The sequence below is a fragment of the Pseudomonas sp. D1-1 genome (assembly GCF_051132225.1).
GTDB lineage: Bacteria > Pseudomonadota > Gammaproteobacteria > Pseudomonadales > Pseudomonadaceae > Aquipseudomonas.
The window spans coordinates 1,804,281-1,825,032 of record NZ_CP071676.1; the positions used below are offsets into that span (position 1 = coordinate 1,804,281).

Consider the following 20,752-nt stretch of genomic DNA (forward strand, 5'->3'; position numbering starts at 1 on the left):
CAATGGATGACCCGCGCTTCTCTCTCTGAGCGGCGCATTATATCTACACCACTCTTGGGGTCCAATACAAACGTTCGTTTGAAATTGCCGCAGCCCAGATAAATCACTGACGTACGGCTTATGACCGACCATTTTGCCGTATTGACCGGAATAGGCGTTCCGGTCAAGATACGGGCGGTTTTGCGCTCGCCGTAGGCTGACTGTTGGTTTCAAGAGCACCTCTAAAGACAGGGCGAAGGCAGCACAAAGTGACGAGGTGCGCGGTTCGGACGCGCAGTTTACACGCCGCGATAATGAATGACTCATCGGTCATCACTGACGAATGGTCTTCACTCCCGTGAGCAAGGTCATGTGTGGTTCATGCCGGCGTTTTTAGAGGTGCCCTTGCGCCCATGATCATCAACCGCCAGGTTCGCCCAGGCGACTTTCTTTTCACCGGAGAGTAACGAGGAATCCATGAAGGTTCTTGTAGCTGTCAAACGAGTGGTCGACTATAACGTCAAGGTTCGCGTCAAGGCGGACAACTCCGGCGTCGACCTCGCCAACGTCAAGATGTCGATGAACCCCTTCTGCGAAATCGCCGTGGAAGAAGCCGTACGCCTGAAAGAGAAAGGCGTGGCAACCGAGATCGTTGTCGTCTCCATCGGCCCGACCACCGCCCAGGAGCAACTGCGCACTGCGCTGGCGCTGGGTGCCGATCGCGCCATCCTCGTCGAATCCGCCGAAGAGCTGACTTCCCTGGCCGTTGCCAAACTGTTGAAAGCCGTTGTCGACAAGGAACAGCCACAGCTGGTGATCCTCGGCAAACAGGCCATCGACAGCGACAACAACCAGACTGGCCAGATGCTTGCTGCGTTGAGCGGCTACGGCCAGGGCACCTTCGCTTCGAAAGTCGAAGTGTCCGGCGACAGCGTTGCCGTGACCCGCGAGATCGACGGCGGCGCGCAGACGGTTTCCCTGAAACTGCCAGCCATTGTCACCACCGACCTGCGTTTGAACGAGCCGCGTTATGCGTCCCTGCCAAACATCATGAAAGCCAAGAAGAAGCCGCTTGAAGTGCTGACTCCGGATGCTTTGGGCGTTTCCACCGCCTCCACCAACAAGACCCTGAAGGTCGAAGCGCCGGCTGCACGCAGCGCGGGCATCAAGGTCAAGTCGGTGGCTGAACTGGTCGAGAAACTGAAAAACGAAGCGAAGGTAATCTGACTATGACTATCTTGGTAATCGCCGAACACGATAACAAGGCGCTGGCTCCGGCCACGCTGAACACCGTTGCTGCCGCAGCCAAAATCGGTGGCGATCTGCACGTGCTGGTGGCCGGGCAGGGCGCAAGTGCCGTTGCCGAAGCTGCTGCAAAAATTGCCGGCGTGGCAAAAGTACTGTCGGCCGACAACGCCGCCTACGCACATCAGCTGCCGGAAAACGTTGCTCCGCTGGTGGCCGAGCTGGGCAAGGGCTACAGCCACATCCTGGCTGCCGCTACCTCCAACGGCAAGAACATCCTGCCGCGCGTGGCTGCCGCACTGGACGTCGACCAGATCTCCGAAATCATCTCGGTGGAAAGCGCCGATACTTTCAAGCGCCCGATCTACGCTGGCAACGCCATCGCCACCGTACAATCGACCGCTGCGATCAAGGTCATCACCGTGCGCGCCACCGGTTTCGACCCGGTTGCCGCCGAAGGTGGCTCGGCTGCCGTTGAAGCGGTAGGCGCTGCTCACGACGCCGGCATCTCCAGCTTCGTCAACGAAGAACTGGCCAAGTCCGACCGTCCTGAACTGACCGCTGCCAAGATCGTCGTTTCCGGCGGTCGCGGCATGCAGAACGGTGACAACTTCAAGCACCTGTACGCCCTGGCCGACAAGCTGGGCGCTGCCGTTGGTGCTTCGCGCGCCGCGGTCGACGCCGGTTTCGTGCCGAACGACATGCAGGTCGGCCAGACCGGCAAGATCGTTGCGCCACAGCTGTACATCGCCGTCGGTATCTCCGGCGCGATCCAGCACCTGGCCGGCATGAAAGACTCCAAGGTGATCGTTGCGATCAACAAGGACGAAGAAGCGCCGATCTTCCAGGTGGCCGATTATGGTCTGGTGGCTGATCTGTTCGAAGCCATCCCCGAGCTGGAGAAGCTGGTCTAATCCGGCGTCTTCACTTATAAAGAGCCCGGCCTTTGGCCGGGTTTTTTATTTCTGCTTCCGGGGAGCGTAGCGCCATGGATCTTCGCCATTTGGCCGGTTGGTCGTTGTTGTGGGCATTGGCTTGCATGCCGGGCCTGTCTGTCGCCGCTGGCAAATGTGAGCGTCTGGTCGCCACTGGCAGCCCCGATGCGCCGCCTTATCTTTGGCAAGACTCCCAGGACCCCAAGCACCTGATCGGCGCTGGCGCCGACCTGCTGGAGGAGGTGGCTAAGGCGCTGGGCATCAAGATCGAGCTGCTCTACGCCGGCAAGCGTGCCCAGGCATTGGACGAGGTGCGCAGCGGGCGCATGGACCTGCTCACCGATGCTCCGCTGACCACGAACGGGCTGGACAGCCTCGATTACGTGCATCCGGCCTTGCTGGAAAATGATTACCTGGTCTGGACCCGCAAGGACTCGACGTTGCTCATCACCCGGCCCGAGGATCTTCATGGACATCCCGGAGCCTTGTCGGAGAAGGCCCGAATGACCCAGGGATTCAGCGTCTTTGCCGAGCAGAATCTAACCCTGACCCGGACACCCAACCTGACCCAGGCCTTTCAGAAATTGCTGCTGGGTGAAGTGGAATATGTCTTGGCAGGACGCTACTCGGGCATGGCGATGGCGCAGACATTGGGGATGGCCAACGATCTGCAGGCGGCACCGCAACCGGTGGATAAACCGGGATTGTTCCTCGCGGTTTCCCATAACTCCGCCTGCAACGATCCATGGTTGCGCGGACAGCTGGCGCAAAAGATGACAGAATTGGCCGCGTCCGGCCTGACGGAGGCTGTGTTGCAGCGCAATCTGGAGTGTTGGAGAACACAGTTGCAGCCACCTGTCAGTGCCCCAAAACCGTAGGGAACATTAGTGACTATTCGACCTCTTTTCGCTGCCCTGGCCGTTCTGGCTCTGGCGGGTTGTGCAGCCGATCCGGCGCCGAATGAACAGCTGCGCCTGACTGAACAGGCCATCGAGCAGGCCCATGCGGTGGGCGCCACCGCCGATGACGTGCCTGAACTCAAACTCGCCGAAGAAAAATTCGCCCGCGCCAAGAGCAACATGGCCGACGAATCCTACAAGAAGGCACGCATGCGCGCCGAGCAGGCCGAGCTGGACGCGCGCCTGGCCGAAGCGAAGGTGCTCAGTCTCAAGCGCCAGGAGCAGTTGAACGTGCTCGATACTCGAATCAAGCGCTTGCGCAAACAGTTGAGGGATGATGCCCAATGAAGCCGTCCCATGTATGTGGCAGCCTGGTCCTCGCGGGCCTCGCCAGTTTGTATGGCTGCGCCGGGCAGCGTAGCGAAGCGGCGCTGGAACAGGCCAGTGCCAGCTTCCAGAAGGTCAAGGAAGACGCCAATGTCCTGCGCGCCGCGCCCAAGGATGTCATCCGCGCCGGCGAATCCCTGGCCCGGGCCGATCGCCTGTCCAGCTATTGGGGCAGCGGCGAGGATGTCCAGCATTACGCTTACCTGAGCCAGCGCTACAGCGAGATCGCGCGGGAACACAGCAATCAGTTGCTCAACGAAGAGCGCGCGGCGAAGCTTGAGCTGGAACGCCAGCGCCTGCAATTGGCCTTGCGCGAATCCAAGTTGCTGAGCGTCCAGCAGCAAGGCAAGTGGCTGGAAGAACAGATCATGGCGATGGCCACCACCCAGACTGATCGCGGCTTGGTGATGACCCTGGGTGACGTGCTGTTCGACACCGGCGAAGCGGAACTGAAGAACTCGGCCAACCGCGTGGTGCTCAAGATCGTGCAGTTCCTGCAGCTCAATCCCAAGCGCGTGGCGCGTATCGAGGGCTACACCGACAGCACCGGTGGCAAGCAGGAGAACCTCAAGCTGTCCCGTGATCGCGCGCAGGCGGTGGCGGACGTGCTGGTGGACCTGGGGATCGATGAAAAGCGCATTCAGGTCGAAGGCTACGGCGATCAATACCCGGTGGATGTCAACGCTTCCGAGCGTGGCCGGGCCCAGAATCGTCGTGTGGAAATCGTCTTTTCCGACGAGAAAGGCCAGCTCGGCGCCGCCCGCTGAGGGTTGCGTCACTGGAAAACCCGGCCCCTGCCAAGGCGCCGGGTTTTTTTGCGCCTGGAGATCGTGAAGAAAAGGGTACAGTTTGGGGGTGTCACTACACTGTGCTGTCAAGTAATCTGGCAACTGTCCCAGTACACTTCTAAACTGTTCCGGTAATATTTCCCACAAGAATAAAATGCCCGTGAAATCGAGTGCTGCGTCATGACCAACCTCCTGCTCTACCAACGTATTGCTCAACAGCTGGCTGAAGATATCCGGCGCGGTGTATATCAGCCCGGCGAACGCGTGCCGTCGGTGCGCAAGATGAGTTCGCAGCTCAACGTCAGCCATGCCACTGTGTTGCAGGCCTATGCCAACCTGGAAGACCAGGGGTTGATCCGGGCGCGGCCGCAGTCGGGTTACTACGTGCACCAGACGCCGGCCCTGACCGCGCCGACGCCGGACATCGCCCGGGTCGAGCGCCCCGGCCTGGTGACGCGCAGCAGCATCATCCAGCAGGTGTTGGTCGAGTCGCGTCGTGAGGGGGTCTTCCCGCTGGGCGCGGCGGTACCGAGCGTCGATTATCTGCCAGTGCGGGCGTTGCACCAGCAGTTGGCCAAGGTCACACGGTTTCACAGTCCGCGGGCCTTCAGCTACATGTTCAGCCCCGGCTTCGAGCCGTTACGGCGCCAGGTGGCGATTCGCATGCGTGATGCCGGAGTCGTGGTCGACCCCTCCGAAGTGGTGATTACCCATGGCTGCGTCGATGCGTTGCAAATGTCGCTGCGCGTGCTGACCCGGCCGGGGGACCTGATCGCCGCCGAGTCGCCGACCTATTACGGTTTGCTGCAGTTGGCGGATCTGTTGGGACTCAAGGTGATCGAGATCCCCAGCGATCCGGTCACCGGTATGAGCCTTGAAGCCTTGCAGCTGGCGGCCAACCAATGGTCGATCAAGGCGTTGGTCCTGACCACGCGCCTGAGCAATCCCCTCGGCGGCACGATGCCTGAGGAGCGGCAAAAGCAGCTGCTGCGCCTGGCGTCGGATTTCGACATTCAGATTGTCGAGGACGACATTTACGGCGAACTGATGTTCGAGCAGGGGCGTACCAAGGCACTCAAGGCGTACGACCGCCTGGATCGGGTGATCTACTGCTCGAGTTTTTCCAAGACCTTGTCGCCGGGTGTGCGCATCGGCTGGATGACCGCCGGCAAGTTCCAGCAAGAGATCCAGCGCCTGCAAACGTTCAGTACTCATTCGGCGTGCAGCGTCACGCAGATGGGCATCGCGGCGTACCTGGAAAACGGCGGCTACGACCGGCACCTGCGCTACATTCGCCAGGAGTACCGCAAGAACCTCAGCGCCTTTCAACTGGCTGTGCAGCAGTATTTTCCCGAAGGCACGCAAATGAGCCGTCCTACCGGGGGTTTCATCCTTTGGGTCAGCCTGCCGGGACGGGTCAATACCCAGGAGTTGCACGTGCGGGCGCTGCAACAGGGCATCAGCATCGCCCCCGGGCTGATCTTCAGTAACACCGAGCAGTTCAACCACTGCATTCGCCTGAACTGCGGAACACCCTGGAACCGCGAGGCAGAGCGGGCCCTGATGACGCTGGGGCTGTTGGCCACCCAGCTGTGCCAGGAGACCGCGAGCGGGCTCCTTTAAATTCAAGCGCTTGGATGGACATGCTTGTCAGCGCTCGATTAACAGGCGAGCATGGGGCTTGTGTCGTAACTGCCATCGAGTCCAATGAAAGCCATTGTCCCTGCCGTCTGGGTTTTGCTTGGCCTGTTGACTGCCTTCCATTCAGGAGGCGTCGTGGCGGCTGCGGCACAGGAAAAACCCGCGGCCAGCGCCACGAAGAATTCTGGCAAGGCACCCGCAGCGGTGAAAAAAGCCCCCGCGAAGAAAGCCGCGAATACCAGAAAAAAACGTGCCCCCGTCGCCTCCAAAAGCAAATCCGCTCGCGAAATTGCCAAGACCCGACTGCCACCGGCGAAGCTCGATTTGAGCTTGCCCAATGAAATGGTCGAGGAGCTGAAGCCCCCGGGAACTGTGCCGCTGCCCAAGCGTGAGCCGTTGTTGCCGCCCATGTTCGGCGATAAGCCTGGGCCGTTCCAACTCAACGGACGTTTGCTGAGCAATGAAATGCAGCTGCCGTTGCGCAACCAGGAGCGCAACGAAGTGGAAGGCGCAGCGCTGGAGTTCGAATTCAAGCAGTAGGCATTCATTGCGCCTGCAACTCGTCACTGACTGCTCGGTCATCGCGTCATGAACGAAAAAACACCCATCCAGTAATTTAAAACGTTCGTTTTAGCCGTTACTCTCTGTCCTGTTATCAACCATTACCTGCCGCGAGGACGTTTTCGTCATGAAATGCCGCGAGGGCTGTGGCGCCTGCTGCATCGCCCCCTCCATCAGCTCACCCATCCCAGGGATGCCTCAAGGCAAGCCGGCGGGCGAGCGTTGCGTGCAGTTGTCGGTCGACAATCTGTGCCAGATATTCGACCGGGCCGATCGCCCTGCGGTGTGCTCGGCGTTTGAGGCTGACATCGAGGTCTGTGGCGACAGCAGCGAAGACGCCATTCGACTGATCGGTTGGTGGGAGCAAGTCACGGCAGCGTAATGCGTCAAGATCGGAACTTCGAAAACAAGGAAAACAATTATGGGTTCGCTGCATCGTATGGCTGTGTTGTGTGGTTTGACCGTGTTGCTGGCGACGGCTACCGCCCAGGCTGAGGATTGGCAGGTTGCCAAGGAAAAGGACGGCATCAAGGTTTCACTCAGTGAAGTCAGCCTTTCCAAGTACAAGGCCTACCAAGGCGTGACCGTGATGAAGACCACCATGGCGAAGTTGCGCGCCTTGCAGGAGGACGTATCGGGTGCCTGTGCCTGGATTCATGAATGCAAGAGCCAGAAGCTGCTCAAGCACGAGGGCGACAAGAGCTGGACCTACACTCGATTCAACACGCCGTGGCCGGTTACGCCGCGTGACTCCGTGCTGGAAGTTACCACCGTCGAAGGCGCGGATGGCAGCCTGACCCGCAACCTCAAGGGCGTGCCTACTTACGCTCCTGAAGAAAAAGGTTTTGTGCGAGTGGCACAAGTCGACGGTTTCTGGAAATTCACTCCCAAGGGCGCGGATCAGGTCGAGGTGATTTACCAGGTCCATACCGAGCCGGGGGGCGACGTTCCGTCCTGGCTGGCTAACAAGTTCGTGGTGGATGCGCCGTTCAATACCCTGAAAGCGTTGAAAGAACGCGCCGAAAAATAGCCCTGGTCACTCCGAGAAAAACCGCCCTTGAGGCGGTTTTTTCTTATGTGCCGTCAACGAACTCAGCGGAACGATTGTTTCGCCGCCAATGTCGAGATAGAGGTAAGTCGGGCCATTCCATCGATCAAGGAGACATTGATGCAAAAGTGGGAAATCACCTTCGTTGACGATCACGGCGAAACGATCGCCGAGCAGTTTGATTACGCCCAGGAGCCCACGATGGAACAAGCGGCACAACTGATTCAGGAAAAGCTGGTACCTCTCTCGAAAGAGCTGGACCTCAACGACCTGGAGGGCCGCACCGACGACCCCACGGTCAAGAGCCTGAAAACCCAGAACAGCATTGAGATCATCAGCATTAAACCGGTTTCATGAAATTCATTGTCTGGTCCCGCTTGGCAGTCGCACTGACTTGACGCTACTCTGCAATCGAGATCAGCGAAAGGATCGCGAAGGTCCGGTCTTGTCAGCTACATGCTTGTGTCCCGACGGTCATTTGATGCCGTATCGCTTGTAACCGCTGGTTGCATGCACGGGAAGACGGAAAGTCTATCCATCGGTTCTGAGGAGGACGTTTCATGAGCACAGCCTATCAAGAAGATGTCAGCACCAGCGTGTTGCGCCGCATGAAAGAAGGCGGTTTCGATTTCTCCCAATTCCATCCCATCGAGTTCTACGCCATTTTTCCCGACGAGGAACGGGCGCGCAGGGCGGCAGGTCATTTTCGGGGAGAATCGTTGAATGCGCAGATCAGCGCTCGGGAAGATGGAGCCTGGTCACTGGAACTGAGCCGGGTGATGTACGCCACTTATGACGATATCGGCGACTTCGAACTGAATTTCGAGGCGGTGGTTGAGCCACTGGGTGGCATCATTGAAGGGTGGGGCGTCAAGCAGGAGATCCGTCGCCTGCAGGCCTGATACTTACTCTTTGCAGCACAGCAACGGCTGACCCTTTGTGTCGGCCGTTTTCATGTAGCGCTCTTGTGGCAATTCAGCATCTACGGCTGCTTGCGTCCCGCCATATGCTTCAAATATCCCACCAGCAAATCAAGCTCCGCATCCGGCAGCACCGCCGCCGAGAACCCCGGCATCTTCCCTTGAGGCCAGCGCCGCAGGCTCTGCGGATCCCGTATGTAACGCTTGAGAAAATCCCCCGAGAAGTACTCGGTTGGATTGAAGGGAATGTTCAGGTCCGGGCCGAACTGGGCATCGCCTGCACCGTTGAGGCGGTGGCAGGCCAGGCAGTTTTTCTGGAACAGCGCAAAACCCTGATTGATCGGGTCGTCCTTGGCCAGGCCCGGGGCGGGCAGCAGGGCAGGGAAGCGCTCGGCCACCGCGGACAGGCGCTTGATGCTCGCCAGCGCGTATGGCCACTGTTCGGGGCTGATATGTCCCGCCTGGGGATCGGTCCAGACCAAGTAAAAGGGCCCGGCACTGCGCTTGCCCTCGCCCAGCGACGGCCAGGGGGCTGCGGGGTCTTCGATCGCCAGCCACGCACGGGCGCCACTCTGGTTGAGCAACGGTGCAGCGGGCATTTCCGCGGCAAAGCCATCCAGCGCCACGGCCTGCAAGTGGTCATCCGGCTGGACGCCAGTCAACAACGCCGTGAGGGGTACGGCGCGATAGCTCATGGGTTTCTTGTAGGAAACATCTTCATTGATCCGAACCGTCCGAGCTTCAGGATGCTTGAGCAGTTCCTCGGTTTGCCAGGTGCGTGCCTGCGTGCCCAGTTCAAGCACGAGTTGCGCGGCAAATAGAGGCGTGCTGAGCAGCAGCGCCCCGATCGCAATGAGAGCTTTCAATGAATCGCCTTCCATGTCGAGAGGGAAGCGCAAAGGGTGGCACAGCCACCGTCGCTTGAACAACGACTCTCGTGCATTTGCTGGCGATGGCACTACGCCCCGGATTCAGCCGATGACCTTGGTAATGTTCGGCAAAATCAACAGCAGCGTAGTGGCAAAGAGAATGAGTCCGGCTTGACGAACTTTCGAATGTTTGAACATGGCTGACCCGCCTTTTTTGTTATTTCCTGAGGCCAGCCTGCGTAGCTCCATGGCGGCTGGCGTTGCACTTCCTGTTTGAAACTAGCTGACAAGCGCCTCGGCAAAACCCGACGACTCTCTTGTACAGGGTTTACATTAGGGGCCGCAGCCGCGTTGGCTTAGATCCAATTCGTATGAGTTTTAAGCTGATAGCTATTAAACAGGCATGAGGCCTATTGCCAGCTACTTGCCGGCCCTCTTGCTAGACAGCTTGCTCACCTGAAACGGTTAACCCGATAGCACGCTACCGTTCGTCTGAGCGTGGCTGTCAATGCCGTTGAGCGCTGGGGTCATTGAATCCGGCGCCGCTGGGCTTAAGGTTGGAGGTGTTCGCATTACGTCGATGATGGTTCGAGGATGTCATGACCCAAGCTTTGATTTTCGATGCATTACGCACGCCCCGCGGCAAGGGCAAGGCCGATGGCGCCCTGTATACCGTCAAGCCGGTGAACCTGGTCGCCGGCCTGCTCGACGCGTTGCGCCAGCGCATGGACCTGGACACCCGTCACGTCGATGACATCGTGCTCGGCTGCGTGACTCCGGTAGGCGACCAAGGCGCCGACATTGCCAAGACGGCGGCCCTGGTGGCGGGCTGGGACGTCAGCGTGGCGGGCGTGCAACTCAACCGTTTCTGCGCCTCGGGCCTTGAAGCGGTGAACCTGGCGGCGATGAAAGTGCGCTCCGGCTTCGAGGACCTGGTGGTGGCCGGCGGCGTGGAGTCGATGTCGCGGGTACCGATGGGCAGCGATGGAGGCGCGTGGGCGCTGGACCCACAATCGAACCTGCAGGGGCATTTTGTCCCCCAGGGCATTGGCGCGGACCTGATCGCTACCCTGGAAGGCTTCAATCGCGAAGAGGTCGATACCTTCGCGCTGCAATCCCAGCGCAAGGCCGCTCGGGCTCGGGACGACGGATCGTTTGCTAAATCCCTGGTGGCGGTGCGGGAACAGAATGGCATCGTGCTGCTGGAACACGACGAATTCATCCGTGGCGACTCGACCCTTGAAGGGCTGGGCAAGCTTCGGCCGAGTTTCGAGGCGATGGGCCAGATGGGTTTCGACGCGACGGCGTTGCGTGTCTATAGCCATGTCGAACGAATCAATCATGTGCACACCCCGGGCAACAGCTCGGGCATCGTCGACGGCGCGGCGCTGATGCTGATCGGCACCGAGGCAAAGGGCCGCGAGCTGGGCCTGGAGCCCCGGGCGCGAATCGTCGCCACTGCGGTCACCAGCACCGAGCCGACCATCATGCTCACTGGCCCGGCCCCGGCCACCCGCAAGGCCTTGGCGAAAGCCGGGTTGCGGGTGGAAGACATCGATCTGTTCGAGGTCAACGAAGCCTTCGCCTCGGTGGTGCTCAAATTCATCAAGGACATGGCCATCGATCCCGCAAAGGTGAATGTCAACGGCGGTTCTATCGCCATGGGGCACCCACTGGGTGCCACCGGGTGCGCAATTCTTGGCACTTTGCTCGATGAGCTGGAGGCGCGTCGCCTGCGTTACGGCCTGGCGACGCTGTGTGTCGGCGGCGGAATGGGCATCGCCACCATCATCGAACGCCTCTGAGCCCTCGACACCAAGGAACACTTTTCATGACCGAAGCCATTCGTTACGAAACCGGCCAGGACCGGATCGTTCTCCTGACCCTGGACATGCCGGGCCAGATCAGCAATACCATGAACGCGACCTATCGCGAGGCGATGGCCGCCTGCGTGGCGCGTCTGTTGGCCGAAAAAGATTCGATCGCCGGGGTGATCATCACCTCGGCCAAAAAAACCTTTTTTGCCGGTGGCGACTTGAACGAGCTGGTCAGGATAGACCCATCCGAGGCCCAGGCGTTCTATCAGATGGTCCTGGGGCTGAAAGCGCAACTGCGCGCCCTCGAAACCCTCGGTGTACCCGTCGTCGCGGCGATCAATGGTGCGGCCTTGGGCGGCGGCTGGGAAATCTGCCTGGCGTGTCATCATCGCGTAGCGCTGGACCATCCATCGGTGCAGATCGGCTTGCCGGAGGTCACCCTCGGCTTGCTGCCGGGCGGTGGCGGTGTGGTGCGGATGGTGCGGGTGCTGGGTTTGGAAAAGGCTTTGCCGTATCTGCTCGAGGGCAAGCGACTTGGCCCGCAGCAGGCGTTGCAGGCCGGCTTGATCGACGAGCTGGCGGCGGATCGCGACGAGCTGCTGGCCAAGTCCCGAGCCTGGATTCTCGCCCATCCAGATGCAATCCAACCTTGGGATGTGAAGGGGTATCGGCTTCCAGGCGGGACCCCGTCCGACCCGAAGGTCGCCCAGATGCTGGCGATCGCGCCTTCGATCCTGCGCAACAAGACCCAGGGCTGCCTGCCGGCCCCGGAAAAGATTCTCTGCGCTGCGGTAGAGGGCGCGCAGGTGGCGTTTGACGCGGCGCATCTGATCGAGACGCGCTATTTCACCGAACTCGCCACGGGACAAGTGGCGAAGAACCTGATCGGCACCTTCTGGTTTCAACTCAACGAAATCAAGGCCGGCAGATCCCGCCCACAGGGTGTTGTGCCTTATCTGACAAAAAAAGTCGGCGTGCTCGGTGCAGGCATGATGGGCGCCGGTATCGCCTGCGTCAGCGCGGTGGCCGGCATCGACGTGGTGCTCAAGGACATCGACCTGGCCGCCGCACAGAAGGGCAAGGCACGCTCGGCGGCGTTGCTGGACAAAAAAGTCGCGCGCGGCCAACTCACCGAGGAACAACGCGACGCCACGCTGGCGCGGATTCACCCTACCGACAACGATGCCGAGCTGGCCGGTTGCGACCTGATCATCGAGGCCGTCTTTGAAGACCGTTCCCTGAAAGCCAAGGTATCGTCAGCAGCCCAGGCGGCAGCGGGGCCTGAGGCGGTGATCGCTTCCAACACCTCGACCCTGCCCATCACCGGCCTGGCCGAGGCGGTGTCGGACGCGAGCAGATTCATCGGGCTGCACTTCTTCAGTCCGGTGGAAAAAATGCCGCTGGTGGAAATCATCAAGGGGGTCGGGACCAGTGATGAAACCCTGGCCCGGGCTTTCGATTTTGTCCGGCAGATCGACAAGACGCCCATCGTGGTCAACGACAGCCGGGGTTTTTTCACTTCGCGGGTGTTTGGCACCTTCATCAACGAAGGCATTGCGATGCTCGGCGAGGGCGTGAGTGCGCCGATGATCGAAACCGAAGCGCGCAAAGCCGGGATGCCGGTCGGGCCCCTGGCTGTTTCGGACGAAGTTTCCCTCGGTTTGATGAGCCATATCCGCGCTCAAACCGCCAAAGACCTGCACGCAGAAGGGAAAGCGCCGACAGAGCATCCTGCATTCGCCGTGATCGACCTGCTGCTTGATGAGTACAAACGACCAGGCAAAGCGGCCGGAGCCGGTTTTTATGACTATCCAGCCCAAGGGCAGAAGCATCTCTGGCCGGAGCTCAAGAGCCGTTTCGAGAAAGCCGATGGGCAAATCCCCGCGCAGGATATCCGCGATCGCCTGCTGTTCATCCAGGCCTTGGAAACTGTTCGCTGCGTAGAGGAAGGCGTCGTCACTTCGACGCCGGATGCCAATGTCGGCTCGGTATTCGGCATCGGTTTCGCGGCCTGGACAGGTGGGACGTTGCAGTTCATCAACCAGTACGGTTTGCCGGCATTTATCGCTCGTGCCCAGTACCTGGCCGAGCAATATGGCGAACGTTTCTCACCGCCGGCCCTGTTGCTGGAAAAAGCCGCCAGCCGGGCGACGTTCTGACGGGGAGGGGGCTTGCCTTGGAGCGGTGTTTCAAGGCAGGCTCTGGGGTGTGCAATATTCCCATCATCGTGTCAGGTATTTTTTATGTCGTTACGCATCTGCATTCTGGAAACCGATATCCTGCGTCCGGAACTGGTCGAGCAATATCAGGGTTACGGGCAGATGTTCCAGCGCCTGTTTTCGCAACAGCCTATTGCGGCCGACTTTGTCGTGTACAACGTGGTGGAAGGGCAATACCCCAGCGATGACGAGCAATTCGACGCCTATCTGGTGACCGGCAGCAAGGCCGACTCCTTCGGCAGCGACCCTTGGATCCAGACCCTCAAGACCTATCTGATGGACCGCTACCAGCGTGGCGACAAACTGCTGGGCGTCTGCTTTGGTCATCAGTTGCTGGCCTTGTTGCTGGGCGGCAAGACCGAGCGCGCCAGCCAGGGATGGGGGGTTGGCACCCATCGTTACAAACTCGCGGCAAAGGCGCCCTGGATGAGCCCGGTGATGGAGGAACTGACTTTGTTGATCAGTCATCAGGACCAGGTTACCGAGCTGCCGGAAAATGCCACGGTCATCGCCTCAAGCGATTTCTGCCCATTCGCGGCCTATCACATCAATGATCAGGTCCTGTGCTTCCAGGGCCACCCGGAATTCATCCATGATTATTCCCGGGCCTTGCTGGAGATTCGCCAGCAACACCTCGGCGAGCAGATCTACAGCCAGGGCGTGGCGAGCCTTGAACAGGAGCATCACGGCACGACGGTAGCGGAGTGGATGATGCGTTTCGTCGCCCACAAACCCCAAGCTGAAGCCGCCCAAGGCTGATTATCCGGGCATCCCACACTTGATCAGCAGATCAAATGTGGGGGCGAGCCTGCTCGCGAAGACGGCCACGCTAATCCCACCGGCAAATCCTACAACCATCCCGATCGCTTGAAACTCGCCCACAACGACGTACACCCCACCCCGATAAACCCGAGCACCAGGAAATACCCGTAGTGCCAGGTCAACTCCGGCATGTTTTCAAAGTTCATCCCGTAGATCCCGGCCACCGCCGTTGGAAACGCCAGGATCGCCGCCCACGCTGCGAACTTGCGCTGCACCACGCTCTGGCGCGAGGCTTCCAGCAACACGCCGATCTCGATAGTCTGGCTGGCAATGTCCGCCAGCGTCGCCAGGTCTTCCATCTGCCGGGTGACATGAATCTGCACATCGCGGAAATATGGACTCATGTTCTTGTCGATGAACGGAAAGTCCAGGCGCTGCAGCTCTTCGCTGATCTCCACCATAGGTGCCGCATAACGACGCAGGCGTAGCACGTCGCGGCGCAGACTGTGCAGGTTCTGGATATCGCGCTCGTTCAAGGCGCTGCACAGTACGTTGCGCTCCAGTTCATCGATCTCGGTGTGGATGGCTTCGCCGACGGGCTGGTAGTTCTCGATGACGAAATCGAGGATGGCGTAGAGGACAAAATCCTCCCCATGCTCCAGCAAGATGGGACGCGCCTCACAGCGCTGCCGGACATGTGCGTAGGACGCCGAGTGGCCGTTGCGAGCGGTGATGATATAGCCCTTGCCGGCGAAGATATGGGTCTCGATGAATTGCAGCTTGCCGTTCTCGCGTACCGGTGAATAAGTGACGATGAACAGCGCATCGCCAAACGTCTCCAGCTTGGGACGGCTATGTTTCTCCATGGCGTCTTCAATTGCCAGTTCATGCAGGTTGAACTGGCGTTGCAGGTTGGTCAGTTCCAGCGCGCTGGGCTCTTCGAGGCCGATCCAGACAAAATGTCCTGGTTTTGCAGCCCAGGCGCTGCCTTCGTCGAGGGTGATATTGGTGACTTTCTTACCGGCGCTGTAAACCGCAGCAGCAACGACTCTACCCATGATGATGGTTCGCTTCTTCTTGGAAATTGGCAGTGGCAGGCAACGTGCAGCTTAGCGCGCCATGGTCTTTGAGAGTCAGCAAAATGCGCCGAGTTCGGTGCAAAAGAAAACCCGCCGTGAAGGCGGGTTTCTTGTTTACGCGACGCGCAGTTGCCGGTCCATCGTCTCGATGCATTCACGCATCTGTTCGCGGCATTGGGCGATGAGGCGGGGCATGTCATCCATGCTCAGGCCAGCGGTAGGAATGGCTGGCAGCGAACGAATGAGAATGTCACCGGCGTGCCAGCGATCCAGGCGCATATGCTTGATATAAGTGCTGACGCACACCGGGATAATCGGCACCCCGGCGGCAATCGCCATCTGGAACGCGCCTTTCTTGAAGGGCAACAGGTCTTCCCCCAAATTGCGCGTCCCTTCCGGGAACACCCAGATGGACGTGTTTTCATGCTGCAATGTATGGGTGGTGGTCAGCATCGATTTGCGCGCCTTGATCGCATTGCCGCGATCAATCAACACGTTGCCCGCCAGCCAGAAGAGTTGGCCGAACAACGGCACCCACTTCAGGCTCTTCTTGCCAATGCACACGGTACGACGCGGCACCACGTTGCCGAACACGAAAAGATCGTAGTTGGACTGATGATTGGCGATGATCACGCAGCCGTGAGTCTTGTTGATCAGCGTGTCGACCTCTGCCTTGACCCGCAGGCGTAGAAACCACATCGCAGGCAGCGCGTATAACCTGGCGCATATACGACTGTTGTCAGGATTGAACGGCCGGCACAGACCCAGGATCACGCCCAGCACACCCGCCAAAATAAAATGCAGGCCCATCAAACACATACGCAGTGCAAACAACATCAACAGGCCCCATCGGGACAAAAGGTGGCGCAGTGTACGGATGTGCACTGTTTTCGGCAATTGCGCCTGTATAGGGAGGAGATAGGCGATGTTTAAGCGTATGTTTCTAAACGACGCGTAAGAAGCGGGATAGAGCGGTTACCGATTCCTCAGTAACTTGCATGGGAAACTTCACCGGTCCCGTGGCGAGGCAGCTTGCTCCCGCTTGAGTGCGAAGCACTCATGAAAATGGGCCTGCTACGCAGTCCAGCGGGAGCAAGCTCCCTCGCCACGGGTACGTTATTTTTCTAGGTGAGCGATATTGTCTTTAGCCAACGTTCAGCCCGTGTATTCCTGATCCAGCAGAATCGCGCTGTCCAATGCATGCAGCAAGGCCTTGCGAACCTTGAGCTTGGTATTCTTGTGGGCGGTCATGTTGATCTTCTTCAACTGACGCGCTGCCTCCAGTGCTGCAGCTTGCAACTCGTCAGCCGCGACCACCTTGTCGAGGAAACCAGCGTCCACGGCGCTCTGCGGATTGAACATCTCGCCATTGATCACCGAGCGGTGGAACGCAGACTTGCGCAAGCGATCACGGGCCAGCTCGATACCGGCGTGGTGCATGGTCATGCCGATCTGCACCTCGTTCAGCCCGATGGTAAACGGCCCCTCCACACCAATGCGGTAGTCCGCCGACAGCAGCAGGAACGCACCCTTGGCCACCGCATGCCCAGGGCAGGCGACAACGACGGGGAAGGGGTGCGACAACAAACGACGGGCTAGGGTCGAGCCAGACGCGACCAGACTGACTGCCTCCTTGGGGCCGGCGGTCATCACCTTCAAATCGTAACCGCCCGACAGAATCCCCGGTTGCCCGGTAATGATCACCACCGCGCGATCAGACACTGCCTGGTCCAGCGCAGCGTTGAATGCGACGATCACATCAGGCGAAATGGCATTGACCTTGCCATTGTTCAAGGTCAGGGTCGCGATACCGTCTTCGAGATGGTAGGCAATCAGGTCGCTCATGACGCTATTCCTTGTAAGAGAAGTGAAGCAGACGTTACCCACCGCCGCAGGCCAGGTAAAGCGCCGTGACTGACTCACCGGTCAGCGCCGCCCCGCCCAAATCTCGCGAGGCGCCCAACAGCCAGCGCTTGCCCTCGTGGAGCCGCCCATAGCCGAAGCTGGAGTTTGGCCGGTTTGCCCTGCCTCGCCGCGTCCGAAATACCCGACCGGCCTTAACCGCATGAAAATTCTGAAAAAAACCTTTGCCATCGGAAAGGCTTTCGACTACATTAGCGCGCCTCGACAGACTGAACAGTTTGCCGAGACACGGTGAAGTGTCCGAGTGGCTTAAGGAGCACGCCTGGAAAGTGTGTATACAGGAAACTGTATCGAGAGTTCGAATCTCTCCTTCACCGCCATATTCTGCAAACACAAACCCCTGATTTTCCTAGAGAAAATCGGGGGTTTGTGGTTTTTGGTCCTTAAAAAAGGGCGACATGGGAACATCTTGGAACATTGGCTTTTTCTGCCGCATTTGCCCTTCAGCTCGCGCCACCCGTGTACTTGCCCCATTGCCCACCCTGAGCCAGCCCTACCAGTTCGGCCGTTTGCTGGCTGGTATAGCCGAGATTGATTTTCAGGCGCGCCAATGCGTCCGCGGAGGGCGGACTGTACCGCTCTATGGTTTTCATGTGCGCTCAAGGTAAGAAGGCCCCGCGTTTGCAGGGCCTGTCAGGTTAGACGAATTTGATTAGCAGCGTGGTGACGGTGGCCACTGTACCGATCAGGCCGGTGGCAACCGCGACTGGGTACCAGAACGTTTCGCGGGTCATCTTGCCCGCTTCGGCGTTGAGCTTTTTGGTCTCAGCCATCAATTTAGCAATTTCGACATGGACCTTTTCCAATTCTGCGCCGCTCATACCGAATTCCCGCATGTGTGCGTCCTGTCGGGTCATGGGTCGCGCTTTGTGCGCTGCCCTGAGATCCATATCGTGCCTTTAAGGTACGGCTGCGAGTTTTTTCCTGCCCCGAGTATAGCCATTTGAATTCATCGCGGCTTGCCGATCAGCATGTACTTGGGTTTCAAGGTATGCCGAGCGCATCGCAATCGGTTTTTCTTGGCGGCGCCAAGCGTGGTCAACATATCGCCGAAAACAGTTTTCATCGAGCCAATCAAAAAGGACAACTCAGCCTCCAGAATGTCTACCGCCAACACGGATGACGGCCAGGACCTCCCATGACTCACCCACGAATCGGCTTCGCCTGCCAATACCGGCACCCTGATCGCGGCCTCGCAGCGAGTGCATTAAAGACCATCGAAGCGCCATACAACCCCCGCACCACGACGTTACGCTGGATGGATGGCGTCCCTCTCCAGGTCGCCCGCGACAAGCTGCTTGAAGTCGTGGCGCACAATCTCGACGCACAACTGCGCCTCATCGCCTACGTTGCCGAGCTTGCGCCGACCCTGCGCATGCTCCGACTGAGCAGTGATCTGTTGCCGTTCTACAGTCATCCGAAGGTGAGTGCTTTCTATCAGGACCCGGTCATTCAAAGCCAGCTGGAAGAACGCTTCGCTGTGATTGGCAACCTCGCGCGTTCGGCGGATATCCGGCTGTCCTTCCACCCTGGCCAGTATTGTGTGTTGGGCTCGGATAAACCGGGTGTGGTGGAGAACAGCATCGCCGAGTTCGAGTACCACGCCGACATGATCCGGATGATGGGCTACGGTCGGCGCTTCCAGGACTTCAAATGCAACGTGCACATCGCCGGGCGCCTCGGGGGCGAGGGGATCCGTTCGATCTGGCCGCGATTGTCGGAGGTGGCGCGCAATTGCATCACCTTCGAAAACGAGGAGAAGACCTACGGCGTCGATGATTGTCTGCAACTGGCTGACCTTGCCCCCGTCGTGCTGGATATCCACCACTGTTGGATCAACGAGAACGATTACATCGCACCGGACTCCCCGCGAGTCGATCGCATCATCGAAAGTTGGCGTGGAGTTCGGCCAACCATGCATTATTCACAGCCGCCGGAGCGATTGCAGGAATTGGGTTTCGATGCAGGCAAAAAGCTTGAGATGGATGCGTTATTGAAGGTGGTGTCCAAACGTGACTTGTACGGTCACAGTGACCAGATGTGGAATCGCTGGACCAACTCATACGCGCTCAAGTTTCTGGACCGTTTCGACATCATGTTGGAGGCGAAAGACAAGAATCTGGCTGCGCAGGCATTTTATGAAGATGTCGCTCGGCCTTATCTTCATCCCTGCGTATAGATCAAACGACCTGCGAACAGCATCAGGCAACCCCACAGCAGTATCGAGCAAAAGCTTCAAGGCGCATGCCGTTAAGGTTCTCAGAAAGAACTTTTATCAACTGCATTGCCGTGAGGTAAACATCATGACTACATGGAAAAGTTTGGCCTGGCGTGCCCAGGTTGTTGTCTTGGCGTTAATGCTTTCCACGAACACCTCCTGGGCTTCGGGAAACACTCAAGAGGCCAATACGAATCTGGTCCGCCAGGCATTCGCGAACTGGCAGCAGGGCAAAGGCACGGTCTTCGACCTGCTGGCGCCCGATGCGGTCTGGACAGTCGCGGGATCGAGCCCGGTTTCCGGCGTGTATTACGGCAAGACCGAGCTGATCGAACAGGCCGTGCGGCCGATCAGCGCCCGACTGGCGACGCCAATTTCCCCCATGTTACAGAGCATCGTCGCCCAGGACGACATTGTCGTTGTCCTGTGGAACGGCACTGCGACAGCCCTCGATCAAAAACCCTACAACAATACCTACCTGTGGCAACTGACCTTCAAGGATGGCCGGATCACTCAGGCAATGGCCTTCCTCGACACCTACGCGTTGAATGAGCTCATGCGCCGGGTAACGCCTGCGCAGTAGAGGGCAGCTGACATAACAACGGCGCAAGTTGACCTATGTGTGCACCACTCCTGGCACATCCATATTGATCTTGCGCCATGCCGCCTCGGAAAAGCTGTAGACCGAAAAGGCAATCAGCCCCAGGGCCATCACCATCAACACCAAGCCTCCGGCCGGCAGATTCTGCAACGCATCGAGGGCATCTTTCATTCCGGGCGGGTCCACGGCTTTATAGGTCGAGCCGCTGATGATCAGCAGCACGGCGATCTCGATAAACACCACCCCGCGGGCGATCAGGCCGAAGCGCGATACCGGCCGCACATAACGCATCACTTCTTCGTCAGCCTCGAAATATTTTTCGAACGAGGCCTTCCAGCCTTTGATGATGTGGGCAATGCCGACGCCCAGTGGCACCAGCGCGACGAGGTAAACTAACAGGTTCGAATGGTCCCAGGACAGGACGCGCGCCAGCAGGTCCTGGGTTTGCCCACCGCCGGAATTCCCGGAGCTTTTCAAGCCGCTGATCAGCAGGCCCAAGGCAAAGAATGCCAGCGCGCCATTGACCAGGCCGCTCGCCAGCAACCCGGCGCGAATCACCAGGCCCTTGAACTGCGTACCGTGATGATCAACGTCGCGCGTGGCTTGCAAGATGCGCCAGCCGGCGAAGGCAAGCAGGCCCGCTACTACCAGGCCGACCAAGGCATGGCCGAAGGGCTGGCTCAGCAGCATTTCAAGGCTTTTGTGACTGTCCTTCGGTTTGGTGGAGTCCTGGGCCGCGAGCAAGGCAAGAATGCCGACGATGAGATAAATAACGCCACGAGCGGCATAACCGCCTCGGGCAAGTAGCACCAGGCTCTGGTGTGGGGACATGGGATCGATTCCGCGACAGTGATACAAAAA

At 59.1% G+C, this 20,752-nt stretch carries 23 protein-coding genes and 1 tRNA gene; 17 read left to right on the top strand and 7 right to left on the bottom strand.

Going from position 1 to position 20,752, the window contains the following annotated elements:
• Positions 1 to 456: 456 nt before the first annotated feature.
• The 11 genes from J3P86_RS08200 (at position 457) to J3P86_RS08250 (ending at position 8,385) form a co-directional block, all read left to right on the top strand.
• Positions 457 to 1,206, top strand: coding sequence for an electron transfer flavoprotein subunit beta/FixA family protein (locus J3P86_RS08200; protein WP_024776877.1), 750 nt, complete (start codon positions 457 to 459; stop codon positions 1,204 to 1,206).
• Positions 1,207 to 1,208: 2 nt separating this feature from the next.
• Positions 1,209 to 2,138, top strand: coding sequence for an electron transfer flavoprotein subunit alpha/FixB family protein (locus J3P86_RS08205; RefSeq protein ID WP_434699879.1), 930 nt, complete (start codon positions 1,209 to 1,211; stop codon positions 2,136 to 2,138).
• Positions 2,139 to 2,212: 74 nt separating this feature from the next.
• Positions 2,213 to 3,037, top strand: a complete 825-nt coding sequence (locus J3P86_RS08210) for a substrate-binding periplasmic protein (protein ID WP_434699881.1) — start codon at positions 2,213 to 2,215, stop codon at positions 3,035 to 3,037.
• Between the two features lie 9 nt (positions 3,038 to 3,046).
• On the top strand, positions 3,047 to 3,406 hold the full coding sequence (locus tag J3P86_RS08215; protein WP_434603286.1) for a DUF4398 domain-containing protein: 360 nt from the start codon (positions 3,047 to 3,049) through the stop codon (positions 3,404 to 3,406).
• On the top strand, positions 3,403 to 4,212 hold the full coding sequence (locus tag J3P86_RS08220; RefSeq protein WP_434699882.1) for an OmpA family protein: 810 nt from the start codon (positions 3,403 to 3,405) through the stop codon (positions 4,210 to 4,212). Before J3P86_RS08215 ends, J3P86_RS08220 begins: the two co-directional genes overlap by 4 nt.
• A gap of 201 nt (positions 4,213 to 4,413) precedes the next feature.
• Entirely contained in the window at positions 4,414 to 5,856 is a 1,443-nt protein-coding gene (locus J3P86_RS08225) for a PLP-dependent aminotransferase family protein (RefSeq protein WP_434699884.1), read from the top strand.
• Between the two features lie 84 nt (positions 5,857 to 5,940).
• Entirely contained in the window at positions 5,941 to 6,414 is a 474-nt protein-coding gene (locus J3P86_RS08230; RefSeq protein WP_434673872.1) for a translation initiation factor 2, read from the top strand.
• Between the two features lie 148 nt (positions 6,415 to 6,562).
• On the top strand, positions 6,563 to 6,817 hold the full coding sequence (locus J3P86_RS08235; RefSeq protein WP_434699885.1) for a YkgJ family cysteine cluster protein: 255 nt from the start codon (positions 6,563 to 6,565) through the stop codon (positions 6,815 to 6,817).
• A gap of 39 nt (positions 6,818 to 6,856) precedes the next feature.
• Positions 6,857 to 7,465 carry an START domain-containing protein gene (locus J3P86_RS08240; protein WP_434699886.1) on the top strand — a complete coding sequence of 203 codons (609 nt, stop codon included), beginning with the start codon at positions 6,857 to 6,859 and terminating at the stop codon, positions 7,463 to 7,465.
• A 138-nt stretch (positions 7,466 to 7,603) separates the two neighbouring features.
• Positions 7,604 to 7,840 (top strand): hypothetical protein, encoded by a 237-nt coding sequence (locus tag J3P86_RS08245; protein ID WP_434699887.1) that lies wholly within the window; start codon positions 7,604 to 7,606, stop codon positions 7,838 to 7,840.
• Between the two features lie 203 nt (positions 7,841 to 8,043).
• Positions 8,044 to 8,385 carry a ribonuclease E inhibitor RraB gene (locus J3P86_RS08250; RefSeq protein WP_434569327.1) on the top strand — a complete coding sequence of 114 codons (342 nt, stop codon included), beginning with the start codon at positions 8,044 to 8,046 and terminating at the stop codon, positions 8,383 to 8,385.
• An 80-nt stretch (positions 8,386 to 8,465) separates the two neighbouring features.
• Here J3P86_RS08250 and J3P86_RS08255 read toward each other — a convergent pair whose 3' ends face one another.
• Positions 8,466 to 9,284, bottom strand: a complete 819-nt coding sequence (locus tag J3P86_RS08255; protein WP_434674519.1) for a c-type cytochrome — start codon at positions 9,282 to 9,284, stop codon at positions 8,466 to 8,468.
• A 587-nt stretch (positions 9,285 to 9,871) separates the two neighbouring features.
• Between J3P86_RS08255 and J3P86_RS08260 the strand changes: the two genes are divergently transcribed.
• The 3 genes from J3P86_RS08260 to J3P86_RS08270 all read left to right on the top strand — a co-directional run bounded on the left by J3P86_RS08260 (position 9,872) and on the right by J3P86_RS08270 (position 14,067).
• Entirely contained in the window at positions 9,872 to 11,077 is a 1,206-nt protein-coding gene (locus tag J3P86_RS08260; RefSeq protein ID WP_434699889.1) for an acetyl-CoA C-acetyltransferase, read from the top strand.
• Between the two features lie 26 nt (positions 11,078 to 11,103).
• Complete coding sequence (locus J3P86_RS08265) at positions 11,104 to 13,248, top strand: 3-hydroxyacyl-CoA dehydrogenase NAD-binding domain-containing protein (protein ID WP_434699891.1); 2,145 nt, start codon at positions 11,104 to 11,106, stop codon at positions 13,246 to 13,248.
• An 84-nt stretch (positions 13,249 to 13,332) separates the two neighbouring features.
• Entirely contained in the window at positions 13,333 to 14,067 is a 735-nt protein-coding gene (locus J3P86_RS08270; protein ID WP_434699893.1) for an amidotransferase, read from the top strand.
• A gap of 89 nt (positions 14,068 to 14,156) precedes the next feature.
• Here J3P86_RS08270 and J3P86_RS08275 read toward each other — a convergent pair whose 3' ends face one another.
• The 3 genes from J3P86_RS08275 to J3P86_RS08285 all read right to left on the bottom strand — a co-directional run bounded on the left by J3P86_RS08275 (position 14,157) and on the right by J3P86_RS08285 (position 16,994).
• Positions 14,157 to 15,128, bottom strand: a complete 972-nt coding sequence (locus J3P86_RS08275; protein WP_434699894.1) for a magnesium and cobalt transport protein CorA — start codon at positions 15,126 to 15,128, stop codon at positions 14,157 to 14,159.
• 135 nt (positions 15,129 to 15,263) lie between these two features.
• A complete protein-coding gene (locus J3P86_RS08280; RefSeq protein ID WP_434699896.1) occupies positions 15,264 to 15,986 on the bottom strand; it encodes a 1-acylglycerol-3-phosphate O-acyltransferase in 723 nt (240 codons plus the stop codon).
• Positions 15,987 to 16,304: 318 nt separating this feature from the next.
• Positions 16,305 to 16,994, bottom strand: coding sequence for a crotonase/enoyl-CoA hydratase family protein (locus J3P86_RS08285; RefSeq protein ID WP_434699897.1), 690 nt, complete (start codon positions 16,992 to 16,994; stop codon positions 16,305 to 16,307).
• A gap of 308 nt (positions 16,995 to 17,302) precedes the next feature.
• Between J3P86_RS08285 and J3P86_RS08290 the strand changes: the two genes are divergently transcribed.
• Positions 17,303 to 17,392, top strand: a tRNA-Ser gene (locus J3P86_RS08290).
• A gap of 123 nt (positions 17,393 to 17,515) precedes the next feature.
• Here the strand turns inward: J3P86_RS08290 and J3P86_RS08295 are convergent.
• Both J3P86_RS08295 and J3P86_RS08300 read right to left on the bottom strand, forming a co-directional pair.
• Positions 17,516 to 17,665 carry a hypothetical protein gene (locus tag J3P86_RS08295; RefSeq protein ID WP_434699898.1) on the bottom strand — a complete coding sequence of 50 codons (150 nt, stop codon included), beginning with the start codon at positions 17,663 to 17,665 and terminating at the stop codon, positions 17,516 to 17,518.
• 45 nt (positions 17,666 to 17,710) lie between these two features.
• Complete coding sequence (locus J3P86_RS08300; protein ID WP_407684018.1) at positions 17,711 to 17,893, bottom strand: hypothetical protein; 183 nt, start codon at positions 17,891 to 17,893, stop codon at positions 17,711 to 17,713.
• A 317-nt stretch (positions 17,894 to 18,210) separates the two neighbouring features.
• Between J3P86_RS08300 and uvsE the strand changes: the two genes are divergently transcribed.
• Complete coding sequence (gene uvsE, locus J3P86_RS08305) at positions 18,211 to 19,251, top strand: UV DNA damage repair endonuclease UvsE (RefSeq protein ID WP_434699899.1); 1,041 nt, start codon at positions 18,211 to 18,213, stop codon at positions 19,249 to 19,251.
• A gap of 124 nt (positions 19,252 to 19,375) precedes the next feature.
• Complete coding sequence (locus J3P86_RS08310; protein WP_434625108.1) at positions 19,376 to 19,873, top strand: nuclear transport factor 2 family protein; 498 nt, start codon at positions 19,376 to 19,378, stop codon at positions 19,871 to 19,873.
• Positions 19,874 to 19,906: 33 nt separating this feature from the next.
• On the opposite strand, the gene J3P86_RS08315 is transcribed toward J3P86_RS08310, so the two are convergent.
• Positions 19,907 to 20,722, bottom strand: coding sequence for a DUF1206 domain-containing protein (locus J3P86_RS08315; protein WP_434625106.1), 816 nt, complete (start codon positions 20,720 to 20,722; stop codon positions 19,907 to 19,909).
• Between the last annotated feature and the right edge of the window lie 30 nt (positions 20,723 to 20,752).

Coding starts and splice junctions, on each gene's coding strand:
- J3P86_RS08200 (WP_024776877.1), top strand. CDS start 457: ATGAAGGTTCTTGTAGCTGTCAAACGAGTGGTCGACTATAACGTCAAG.
- J3P86_RS08205 (WP_434699879.1), top strand. CDS start 1,209: ATGACTATCTTGGTAATCGCCGAACACGATAACAAGGCGCTGGCTCCG.
- J3P86_RS08210 (WP_434699881.1), top strand. CDS start 2,213: ATGGATCTTCGCCATTTGGCCGGTTGGTCGTTGTTGTGGGCATTGGCT.
- J3P86_RS08220 (WP_434699882.1), top strand. CDS start 3,403: ATGAAGCCGTCCCATGTATGTGGCAGCCTGGTCCTCGCGGGCCTCGCC.
- J3P86_RS08225 (WP_434699884.1), top strand. CDS start 4,414: ATGACCAACCTCCTGCTCTACCAACGTATTGCTCAACAGCTGGCTGAA.
- J3P86_RS08230 (WP_434673872.1), top strand. CDS start 5,941: ATGAAAGCCATTGTCCCTGCCGTCTGGGTTTTGCTTGGCCTGTTGACT.
- J3P86_RS08235 (WP_434699885.1), top strand. CDS start 6,563: ATGAAATGCCGCGAGGGCTGTGGCGCCTGCTGCATCGCCCCCTCCATC.
- J3P86_RS08240 (WP_434699886.1), top strand. CDS start 6,857: ATGGGTTCGCTGCATCGTATGGCTGTGTTGTGTGGTTTGACCGTGTTG.
- J3P86_RS08245 (WP_434699887.1), top strand. CDS start 7,604: ATGCAAAAGTGGGAAATCACCTTCGTTGACGATCACGGCGAAACGATC.
- J3P86_RS08250 (WP_434569327.1), top strand. CDS start 8,044: ATGAGCACAGCCTATCAAGAAGATGTCAGCACCAGCGTGTTGCGCCGC.
- J3P86_RS08255 (WP_434674519.1), bottom strand. CDS start 9,284: ATGGAAGGCGATTCATTGAAAGCTCTCATTGCGATCGGGGCGCTGCTG.
- J3P86_RS08260 (WP_434699889.1), top strand. CDS start 9,872: ATGACCCAAGCTTTGATTTTCGATGCATTACGCACGCCCCGCGGCAAG.
- J3P86_RS08265 (WP_434699891.1), top strand. CDS start 11,104: ATGACCGAAGCCATTCGTTACGAAACCGGCCAGGACCGGATCGTTCTC.
- J3P86_RS08270 (WP_434699893.1), top strand. CDS start 13,333: ATGTCGTTACGCATCTGCATTCTGGAAACCGATATCCTGCGTCCGGAA.
- J3P86_RS08275 (WP_434699894.1), bottom strand. CDS start 15,128: ATGGGTAGAGTCGTTGCTGCTGCGGTTTACAGCGCCGGTAAGAAAGTC.
- J3P86_RS08280 (WP_434699896.1), bottom strand. CDS start 15,986: ATGTTGTTTGCACTGCGTATGTGTTTGATGGGCCTGCATTTTATTTTG.
- J3P86_RS08285 (WP_434699897.1), bottom strand. CDS start 16,994: ATGAGCGACCTGATTGCCTACCATCTCGAAGACGGTATCGCGACCCTG.
- J3P86_RS08295 (WP_434699898.1), bottom strand. CDS start 17,665: ATGAAAACCATAGAGCGGTACAGTCCGCCCTCCGCGGACGCATTGGCG.
- J3P86_RS08300 (WP_407684018.1), bottom strand. CDS start 17,893: ATGAGCGGCGCAGAATTGGAAAAGGTCCATGTCGAAATTGCTAAATTG.
- uvsE (WP_434699899.1), top strand. CDS start 18,211: ATGACTCACCCACGAATCGGCTTCGCCTGCCAATACCGGCACCCTGAT.
- J3P86_RS08310 (WP_434625108.1), top strand. CDS start 19,376: ATGACTACATGGAAAAGTTTGGCCTGGCGTGCCCAGGTTGTTGTCTTG.
- J3P86_RS08315 (WP_434625106.1), bottom strand. CDS start 20,722: ATGTCCCCACACCAGAGCCTGGTGCTACTTGCCCGAGGCGGTTATGCC.